The organism is Terriglobus sp. YAF25 (assembly GCF_052113305.1).
Classification (GTDB): Bacteria; Acidobacteriota; Terriglobia; order Terriglobales; family Acidobacteriaceae; genus Terriglobus.
On the sequence record NZ_JBFRCY010000088.1, the window covers coordinates 1 to 9,194 of the forward strand.

7 protein-coding genes are annotated in these 9,194 nt (G+C 58.1%); 3 read left to right on the top strand and 4 right to left on the bottom strand.

Translation table 11 applies throughout. The annotated features are described in order from the left end of the window. The 3 genes from AB4043_RS05355 to AB4043_RS05365 form a co-directional block, all read left to right on the top strand. A partial coding sequence (locus tag AB4043_RS05355) for a LacI family DNA-binding transcriptional regulator (protein ID WP_442302321.1) occupies nt 1-1,016 on the top strand: 1,016 nt, incomplete at its 5' end. A gap of 149 nt (nt 1,017-1,165) precedes the next feature. After that, nucleotides 1,166-2,023 carry an inositol oxygenase family protein gene (locus tag AB4043_RS05360; protein ID WP_442302322.1) on the top strand — a complete coding sequence of 286 codons (858 nt, stop codon included), beginning with the start codon at nt 1,166-1,168 and terminating at the stop codon, nt 2,021-2,023. 144 nt (nt 2,024-2,167) lie between these two features. Beyond that, the gene (locus AB4043_RS05365) at nt 2,168-3,289 is read left to right on the top strand and encodes a glycoside hydrolase family 130 protein (RefSeq protein ID WP_442306625.1); all 1,122 of its coding nucleotides are present in this window, start codon (nt 2,168-2,170) and stop codon (nt 3,287-3,289) included. Nucleotides 3,290-3,602: 313 nt separating this feature from the next. Here AB4043_RS05365 and AB4043_RS05370 read toward each other — a convergent pair whose 3' ends face one another. From AB4043_RS05370 to AB4043_RS05385, 4 genes are all read right to left on the bottom strand, one after another. Further along, nucleotides 3,603-4,961 (bottom strand): family 4 glycosyl hydrolase, encoded by a 1,359-nt coding sequence (locus AB4043_RS05370; RefSeq protein WP_442302324.1) that lies wholly within the window; start codon nt 4,959-4,961, stop codon nt 3,603-3,605. Then, the gene (locus AB4043_RS05375) at nt 4,951-5,874 is read right to left on the bottom strand and encodes a carbohydrate kinase family protein (RefSeq protein ID WP_442306626.1); all 924 of its coding nucleotides are present in this window, start codon (nt 5,872-5,874) and stop codon (nt 4,951-4,953) included. The genes AB4043_RS05370 and AB4043_RS05375 overlap by 11 nt, the downstream gene beginning before the upstream one ends. After that, nucleotides 5,871-7,223 (bottom strand): APC family permease, encoded by a 1,353-nt coding sequence (locus tag AB4043_RS05380; protein WP_442302326.1) that lies wholly within the window; start codon nt 7,221-7,223, stop codon nt 5,871-5,873. Before AB4043_RS05380 ends, AB4043_RS05375 begins: the two co-directional genes overlap by 4 nt. Before the next feature lie 14 nt (nt 7,224-7,237). After that, nucleotides 7,238-9,194: COG1470 family protein (locus AB4043_RS05385; RefSeq protein WP_442306627.1), on the bottom strand; the 1,957-nt coding region annotated here is incomplete at its 5' end.

Sequence of the window (9,194 nt, forward strand, 5' to 3'; positions counted from 1 at the left end):
GGATGGCTGTCCGCCTGAAGGACATTGCTCGCGACCTTGGTGTTTCGACCGTTACGGTTTCCAAGGTGCTCCGCAACCGTAAAGACGTCGGTGAGAAGACCCGCCAGCGCGTGTTGAAGCGGATGGAGGAGCTGCAGTACAAGCCCAACCTCATCGCCCGGGCCCTCATTAGCGGACGCACGGCTAACGTTGGCCTCGTGGTGCCGGACCTGCTGCATCCCTACTTCGGCGAGGTCGCCAAGAGCCTGGGTGCGGTGCTTCGCGAACATGACCGGGCACTTTTGCTGGCCTCCTCTGAGGACGATCCAGAGATCGAACAGCGCGAGATCCGTGCCCTGCTCACCCGCGGGGTCGATATGCTGCTGATCTCCTCCTGCCAACGCAAGTTGCAGAACATCTTCAAGGTCGGCGAAAAGCAGACGCCCATCCTCCTGGTAGACCGCAATTTCCCTCTCCTGGATGCCCATTATGTCGGGTCAGACGATTTCAAGATTGGCGAGATTGCTACCGAACATCTTCTGGAGACCGGACGGAAGTGCATTGCGCACATCGGCGCTTCGCACTTGAGTACCGGCCATGAGCGTATGCGCGGTTACTCAGAAACCCTGCAGCGGCACCGCACCACGGTGCCACCAGAGTACGTTCTGATGCACGAGCGCTTCGAAGAGACGGGTATCACCGCCGGCCAGAAGGCCATGCAGGAGCTACTGAAGCTCAATCCCCGGCCAGACGCCGTCTTCTGCTACAACGACCTCACCGCCATCGGCGCCATTGAGGCGGTTCTGGAGGCAGGTCTCCGTGTACCGGAGGACGTCGCTATCGTTGGCTGCGGTAACTTCCGCTATGCCCAGTACTTACGGGTGCCGCTCACCTCTGTCGACCAGTCGACGGACCAGATCGGCCGGACGGCGGGAGAAGAGGTGATTCGCCTGCTGGACGATCCGGAATCCCCCGCACGCAGCACCCTGATCCAGCCGCATCTCCGTATCCGCGCGAGCAGTTGGAAACCGGCGTAACCGATACCGGAACGGATTGTAAATTTTCCTTGAATCTCTATTGTCAACGCCGACAGAGCGTGTCTATAGTTTTACGTAATCGATTACGCAGGTGGCCTCTGGCGAGGATCGGCTATCGCGTACGATCCGTATACCAAGGAGCCGCCCCAATGTCCGCCACACCCGCCAATGCTACCCCCCTCCACGATCTCGATCAGTGGGAAGACTTCCTGGAAGGCCGTTACAAGGCAGGAAAGTCTGAGACCGAGTTCCGTCAGTACGACGCCGAGGCGCAGCCCGGCGTGGCCGAGTTCTATCGCCTGAACCATCAGTATCAGACTGTTGATTATGTCCTGGGCAAGGAGAAGGACTACTTCGGTCTGACGCGTGGTAAGAAGACCGTATGGGAAGCGGCTGAGTTCCTGAATACGCTGGTCGATGACAGCGACCCGGATACTGACCTCACCCAGATTGAGCACCTGTTGCAGACCTCTGAAGCCATGCGCCGCGACGGCCAGCCTCGCTGGATGGTTCTGGTGGGCTTCATCCATGACCTGGGCAAGTGCCTCTGCCTCTACGGCGAGCCGCAATGGGGTGTTGTGGGCGACACCTTCCCGGTAGGCTGCGCGTGGTCCGATCAGATCGTCTTCCCCGAGTACTTCGCCGCCAACCCGGATCGCCTGGTGGCCAAGTATCAGACCAAGTACGGTATCTATGAACCGAACTGCGGCCTCGAGAACGTGCACATGTCCTTCGGCCATGACGGCTACATCGCCGAGGTGATGAAGCCGTATCTTCCGGACGAGGCGCTGTACATGCTGCGCTTCCACTCGTTCTATGCATGGCACCGCCATGGCGCCTACACGCATCTGATGAACAAGAAGGATGAGGCCATGCTGGAGTGGGTGCGGAAGTTCAATCCGTATGACCTCTATTCGAAGGGCCACACCAAGCCCAACATGAAGGAACTGAAGCCCTACTACGACGACCTGTTTGCGGAGTTCCTGCCGGAGAAACTGGACTGGTAATTTCGCTCGCAGCTTTGTAGAACGTGTTTCATGATATGCCGCCTTTCGAACGCGGGATTCCTGAAATCCGGCTCGTTGCCGGGTTTCATACGTGCCTGATTCCAGCGAATCGGATTTATGAAACACGCTCCAGGGTTGATCCCTATGGCTTTGCGGTATACGACATCGACGATACGTCGCCTCTTATGGCTGGCAGCTCTGCTGCCAGCCATAAGTTTTGCGCAAAAGAACTCTGCTCAGAACTGGACCATCGGGCCATTCACGCGGCCAGTCTCCGCTCCGATCCTCTCTCCCAGACCGGCATCTTCTTTCACCGATCCTCTCAGCCGGCAGACCGTTCACTGGGAGTCGACCAGCGCCTTCAACCCTGCAGCAGTAGTGCGCAACGGCAAGGTCTACGTGCTGTATCGCGCGGAGGATGACTCCGGCGAGATGAAGATCGGCATGCATACCTCGCGCCTGGGGTTGGCCTCCAGTGACGATGGTGTTCACTTCACCCGCGAGCCTGGACCGGTTTTCTATCCGGCAGACGATGCTCAGAAAGATCGCGAGTGGCCTGGAGGCACGGAGGACCCGCGGTTAGTCGAAGGCGAGGACGGCGTCTACGTGCTGACCTATACCCAGTGGAACCGCAAGAGCACCGGCATCGGCATTGCGACCTCAAAAGATCTTGTCCATTGGACCAAGCATGGCCCCATGTTCCCGGGGAAAGATTCAGGCGCCTATCACAGCTATAAGTCTGGCGGGATCGTTACGCGGCTTAGCAACGGTCGCCTGATCGCTACAAAGATCCATGGCAAATACTGGATGTACTGGGGTGAGGTGGAGGTACACCTGGCGACCTCTCCTGATCTGGTCCACTGGACCCCAGTGGAGAATGCCGACGGCACTCCGGTGACGGTGCTTAAACAGCGGGCCAAACTCTTCGACAGCGCATTTCCTGAAGTTGGTCCTCCGCCAGTGCTGACGGAACGAGGGATCGTGGTTCTCTATAACGGAAAGAATGGAGCCAGTGATGGAGCGCCTGGCCTTGATCCTGGCGCGTACTCAGTTGGACAAGCGTTGTTCTCTGCGATGGAACCCTCAAAACTGCTGGAGAGAACCACGGAGCCTTTCCTCAAGCCGGAATTGCCGTTTGAGAAGACGGGGCAATACGTCACTGGAACGACCTTCGCAGAAGGGCTGGTGTACTTCAAGAACAGCTGGTTTCTTTACTATGGCTGTGCGGACTCGCTGGTTGGAGTCGCTGTGTCTGGAACAAAATAGACCGCGCGATTGCTTTTTTGCTGTCATCCTGAGCGACCGGGTCCCCGGCGAACTTGTTCGCTGGGGTGACGGAGCGAAGGCCCCTGCTTTATTGCTGGTTCCATCATTGCGATTCCAGGCCCCACCAAAAAACCGTTCGAGCTTTGCTCGAAGGCCCATGTCCCCGCGGGACATGGGGCACCCAGCGCATGGGCTAGAGCATTTCTCCTGTTGCTGGGTAGCCCGGAAGTGGAGTGCAGCGGCGTTTTCATTATGGAAAACGCCCATAGATAACGAATCCCTACACTACACCTACAGGAGAAATGCTCTATTGCTAAGCCTTACTACTCCACCTCATTGTTTTTAATAGTTCCTCTGAAGGCTCCCATTCGCCGATGCTTGGATAGAGCAGCATCGCCTTGCGAAGATCTCGCTCCGAGCCACTGACAGCCGCCGCAATCGCTGCGCGCTCATACGCTTTTACCGCCAACACCAGGCCCCGTACCGCCTCTGGCAGCGGGCCCACCGAAATGGGAGCAAGCTGGGTCCGGCTAATCTGTGTCGCGGCTTCGATGATGTCTCCCGGCGCAATCTCCGGAATCGTATTGCCGTTGCGGAGATTGACGATCACGCTCTCTGGTCTCTCACTGCTCAGCGCATTCATCACCTGCAACGCGATGCGATGGTAGCCGCTCGCTGCACGGAAGGGATCCTCCTGCGGCGCAGCATCGTCGAATGCCGACTTCCCTTCCCCTTCCAGCTTCATATAAGAACCGGAACGCAGATTCAGGTAGTCCACATAGGCTTGCAGTGCAGCGGCATCCTCACCGGCCGTCAGCAGCTCGATCAACCGCTGCATCAGAGACTCGTTCATCGCTGCAATCTGCTCTCCACGCGTTGCGCCCTGTTTGCGCTGATTCTCAAGCGCACGGCGACGGGAGTAATAGAAGAAAAGATATTCGGTCGGAATCAGGCCGATTGCCCGGATCAGCTCATGATCGAAGAGCGGCGCGGAGTAAAGCTGCGAGAGGATTGCATCGTCCTGCAGGATGCGCGAGGTCACGTCTTCGCCGCGTAGCGTGACACGGCGCACCCATCCCAGATGGTTCAGACCGACATATTCACAAACGACATCCTTCGCCGGAGCCTGCAATGCTGTCTGGATGCGGTGCAGCAATTCCGTCGGAGTATCACAGATGCCGATTACCTTTGCTCCGCTGTGATGTGCAATCGCCTGGGTAATAAGTCCGGCTGGATTGGTGAAGTTGATGATCCATGCGGAGGGCGCAAGCCGTTCCACCAGCTTTGCTTGTTCGATCGCAACCGGAATCGTGCGCTGTCCCATGGCCACACCACCGGGACCGGTTGTCTCCTGGCCGGGATAGCCACACTGCATCGCCGCACGCTCATCATGAGCACGCGTCCCAATGCCTCCAACACGAACGCTGTTCAGCACGAAACTTGCACCATCGACAGCTTCTTCAGGAGACTTTGCGACCGAGATCTTCAGCGTGCCGGACTCGCGCCGCACGACCTCTCGCCCCAGCCGAGCGATCATTTCTGCGCGGTGCTGGTCGACGTCGTACAACATCAGCTCTTCGGCATCGAGCGTTTGGGCTGACTCATTGATACCGAAGACAACCAGCGGCGTACGGACACCGCCACCGCCGAGAAACGCAATCTTACGTGGCATAGAACTCCTCAAGGGCGGCCTCTACCTCATTACGGGTAGGAAGCGCGCGCAGAGCGCCGGCGGCGCGAGTCGAAAGAGCTCCGCAGACGCAGCCGTGCTGCAGGCACTGCTGTGGCGAGAGGCCTTCCAGCAGCGCGTGGATAAAGCCGGCATCGAAGGCATCGCCGGCGCCGGTTGTGTCGACCAGATCCACCAAAGGAGGGGCAGCCCAGTACTCCTTGCCGTTCGACAGCATCATCGCACCCGCAGGCCCAAGCTTCACCAGTGCATGCTCTACACCGTGCTGACGACAGAGCCGCAGATATGCCTCAGGACTGCCGGCAAGCATCATTGACTCTTTCTCGTTAGGCATGACGTAGTCAATCATGCGCATCAACGTCCAGTTCTCCTGGTTCCGCAACCACTCCACATGATGTCCGACGTCGATGGAGACGGTAGCTCCAKGGCCTTTCAGCGCCTTCACGATTCTGGCGCCTGCTCCCACCTCTAACGGAAGCGCGAGATGGACGTGCCTGGCGTGCGCAGCTTCCTCCGCCACCTCAGGATGCTGCTCCAGATACGTTGCGAGACGGTCATTCACACCGCGATAGGTAAAGAATGTGCGGTCATGGGCGGTGGAGATACTGACGGTTACACCGCTGCGTCCTTTTTCAACGATCAGGTTGTCAGCCGAGACGCCAAACTCTTCCAGGCGATCAGCGATGGCCTTATAGTCTCCTTCTCCTACAACGCCTGCGAGACGCACCTTTGCTCCCAGCAGTGAGAGCGCACAGGCCGTCGTGATGGCCCCGCCACCAAGTTCCCAGGTGTACTCGTCGGTAAAGACCTCAGACCCAGGAACGGGCCAGTCCACAAACCCGCTGAAGACGTGGTCCAGATAAATCTCACCGATGACTGTGACGTCGTATTTCATGCCTGCTGAAATGGCCACTCCTGCGCCCGGTTTGCCTGAAATAAGAAGACCACCACACCGGCGACGATCAGGCTCGCGCCTACGATGACGTGTTTTAGTTGGCTGGTGCCAACGATGTAGAGCCATCCCGCCAATGCGACCAAGGCGGGCAACGGATAGAGCGGCATGCGGAATCTGCCGGGTGCAGGTGGTGACTGCCGCCGCAGCAGCATGACCGCGATGCACTGTCCAAGAAACTGCAGCATAGTCTGAATCACGATCAACCCTGCAATCAGATCAGCCAGCGAGAAGAAACACATCGCCATGGAAGCAATGCCCATGTAGATCAGCGAGACGGTTGGAAAGTGATCCTTCGGGTGCACCCTGGCGAAGACCGCGGGAAACTCTCCATTGGTCGCGGCCGCATAGGGAATGCGCGAATACCCAAGCAGAATGGCAAAGGCCGATCCCCAGCTTGCGATCAGGATCAGGATGGAAACGGCCTTGGCGGCCCATGCTCCATACACCGCCCACATAAAGTCGGAGACGATCACCTTCGAATGCTGCGCCTCACGCCAGGGCAACGTACCCAGGATCGAGATATTCATCGCCAGGTACATGACCGCAACCAGCACAATCGAGAGCAGCACAACGCGCGGAATATTTTTGGTTGGATTTCTGACCTCTCCGCCCAACAGGCAGACATTGTTATAGCCGCCGTAATCGTAGGTTGCGATCAGAGTCGCAGAGCCGAGTCCTAGCCAGAATGTATGGGAGAGATGGAAAGCGTGGGGAGGAAAGTCGAAGGCGGTAGCTGGATGGAAGTGTGTAATGCCGCTCAGGATGATCCAACAACAGGTCGCCAGCACAATCACGGTAACAACAACCGAAAGAACTCCGATGGAGCGGATCGAGCGATAGAGCACGGCCATGTTGACCAGGCACAAGACCATCGCGATCAGCTTCAACTGGGTAGCCGACATGGGATGAAAGACGCTGGCGTAGTCCGCGAAGCCTACTGCGCCGGAGGCGATGGAGATAGGCCCCACCAGCAGCGATTGCCAAAGGAAGAGAAAGGCCATCAAGCGTCCGAGCGTCTTTGGACCGAAGGCCGTCAGCAGGTAGTGATAGGAACCGCCGGAGCTGGGAATCCTGGAGCCTAGCTCGGCCCATACCATGCCATCGCATAGCGCCAGCAGGGCTCCCAGGATCCAGCCTAGCATCGCCTGCGGGCCGCCCATCGCTGCCAGCGCCAGGGGAATTGTCAGAAAGGGGCCTACGCCGACCATGTTCAGCACATTGGCCGACAGCGCCCCCCACAGACCGATTCCGCGATCCAGATGCCCGAGTTGTTGTCCTGCGTTCGCCATGGAGATAATCCCGACTACTTGATCTCCGGATTCTTCGGCAGGCTCAGCATATTGGCAAACAAACGAAAGGCCCCTGGAACTCCCAGCGGGAGTTGACGATAAAAAGCATATGCGTTGTAGATGTAGACGCCCTTGCCATAGCGCGCATACACCAGGCCGCCCTTCTGCTCCGGCTGGCCGGCATCATGTGTCTCCAGCAGTGCGGTGTACTTCGGATCCCACGCCTGCAGAAACTTCGATCCGCGCTCTTCGATCCAGCCGTCGAAGTCCTTCTCCGTGATCTTATTTGGCCAGTTGAAGACAGGATTCTTCGGATCGAGGATCTTCACGACTGACTTCTCGTCTGTCACCTCTTCCGGGTCATTGCTCATCACATAAGGATAGGGTCCAAAGTTGTGGTCGAACTCAGGCGTATTGTATTGCACGATAACGGTGCCTCCCTTCTCCACGTACTGCAACAGACGCGCATTATTGGCGATGAGATCGGGGCGCACGGCATACGCTCGAACACCGAGCACGATTGCGCTGTACTTCTGCAGTTCGGCATTTGCCAGGTCCTGCGCCGAGAGATACGAGACGTGCACACCGATCTGCTCTAGCGCGGCCGGAACATCGTCGCCGCTACCTTCGACATAGGCAACCGGGACATCCGGAGCCATCTTCACATCAGTTCCCGTGGTGACATACTTCGCTTGCGAGTAAAGGAAGTATGGCCGCAGCCCGGTGTAACCGATCGTCACATAGCCTTCCGAATAGGACTTGCCATCAAGTTCTGCGACCGCAGTGACCGTGTATTCCTTTCCTTCAGCAACCTTGGGAGTCACGGTGAAGGCCACGGTCTGCTCCTCGCCTTCCTGCGAGAACTTTACCGGAATGGATTTCGGAGTAGCCGTCCATCCTTCTGGAAGCGACAGACTCACGGATGGCGAGGCCGCGGGCTTCACGTTGTTATGCACGCGGACGCTCACGTTGATCGACTTACTGCCGAGAGGCACGACTCCGGCCGATGGCGACATCGCTACCGAGAGTGCGGGACCAACCGGCATGGGATATCGCAACGTACCTGGGCCGTTCACTTTGCTGACGACCTGCACCACGCTTGCTAGCTCTACGTTTGCACCTTCGTATTCCACCTGGGCCACAGCTTGTAATGGGTAAGGAGCGAGCGGTGTATTCCTGGACGCACTGGACGCGACCTCATACACCGCATTCTGAAGCCCGGCACGGGTAAAGTATGGCCGCGTGTACGGCTCGTCATCAGGGACCTTAACTTTGAAGGTCAGGTCTGCTGCTTTTTCAGAAGTCAACGCTGCGGGAGGGGCGGGACTTGAGATGCTCCAGTCTTTGCGGGATGTGCCCACCAGCTTCACGCTCTTCACCGTCAACGATGGGATCGTGGGCTGGTAGAGATGAACCTTTACGGGGAATGCAAGGCCGGGTGTTGCCATCTGGAAGGTGGAGGCTGCGCCTCGCATTGCGGCCATCATGCCGTCCTCCTGCCCTGCAGGAATGACATCGGCATTCAGCTTCAACTGCAGAGCGGCCACCAGAGCATCATTGAACTGATGCTGCTTCACCCGCAGCTCATGCAGGACGTTGTACTTCGCCTCTGCGGAGAGATCGCTCTTCTCAGTCTCGGCGATCAGAGACTCAACCTTAAGCTTGCCCTTCGCCAGCGAAGAGGCCACCGCCGCAGGCTTCTGTACGGAGAAGCTCTTCATCGCCTGTTCGATCTGCGATGCGACCTCCTCTAATCCTGGCTTCAGAGATGACGGGGGCTTCGGCCCTGCGAGATCGGCAATGCCAGTCAGCGAGACGTCGATGCCGTCGAAGAAGGTCTCTTCCTTAGCAGGAGAGTTGAGTGACGATCCGAAGCGGTGGTAGTCGCTCATCTGTCCGCCCGGCAACGGCACGCTCTGTCCGCCATTCTGCGAGCGCTGATATCCAAGACCCTCCCGAGATACCTGGGAG

Bases quoted from the DNA above. Each gene is read 5' to 3' on its own strand.
- AB4043_RS05380 (WP_442302326.1), bottom strand. From the start codon at position 7,223: ATGGCGAACGCAGGACAACAACTCGGGCATCTGGATCGCGGAATCGGT.
- AB4043_RS05360 (WP_442302322.1), top strand. From the start codon at position 1,166: ATGTCCGCCACACCCGCCAATGCTACCCCCCTCCACGATCTCGATCAG.
- AB4043_RS05370 (WP_442302324.1), bottom strand. From the start codon at position 4,961: ATGCCACGTAAGATTGCGTTTCTCGGCGGTGGCGGTGTCCGTACGCCG.
- AB4043_RS05365 (WP_442306625.1), top strand. From the start codon at position 2,168: ATGGCTTTGCGGTATACGACATCGACGATACGTCGCCTCTTATGGCTG.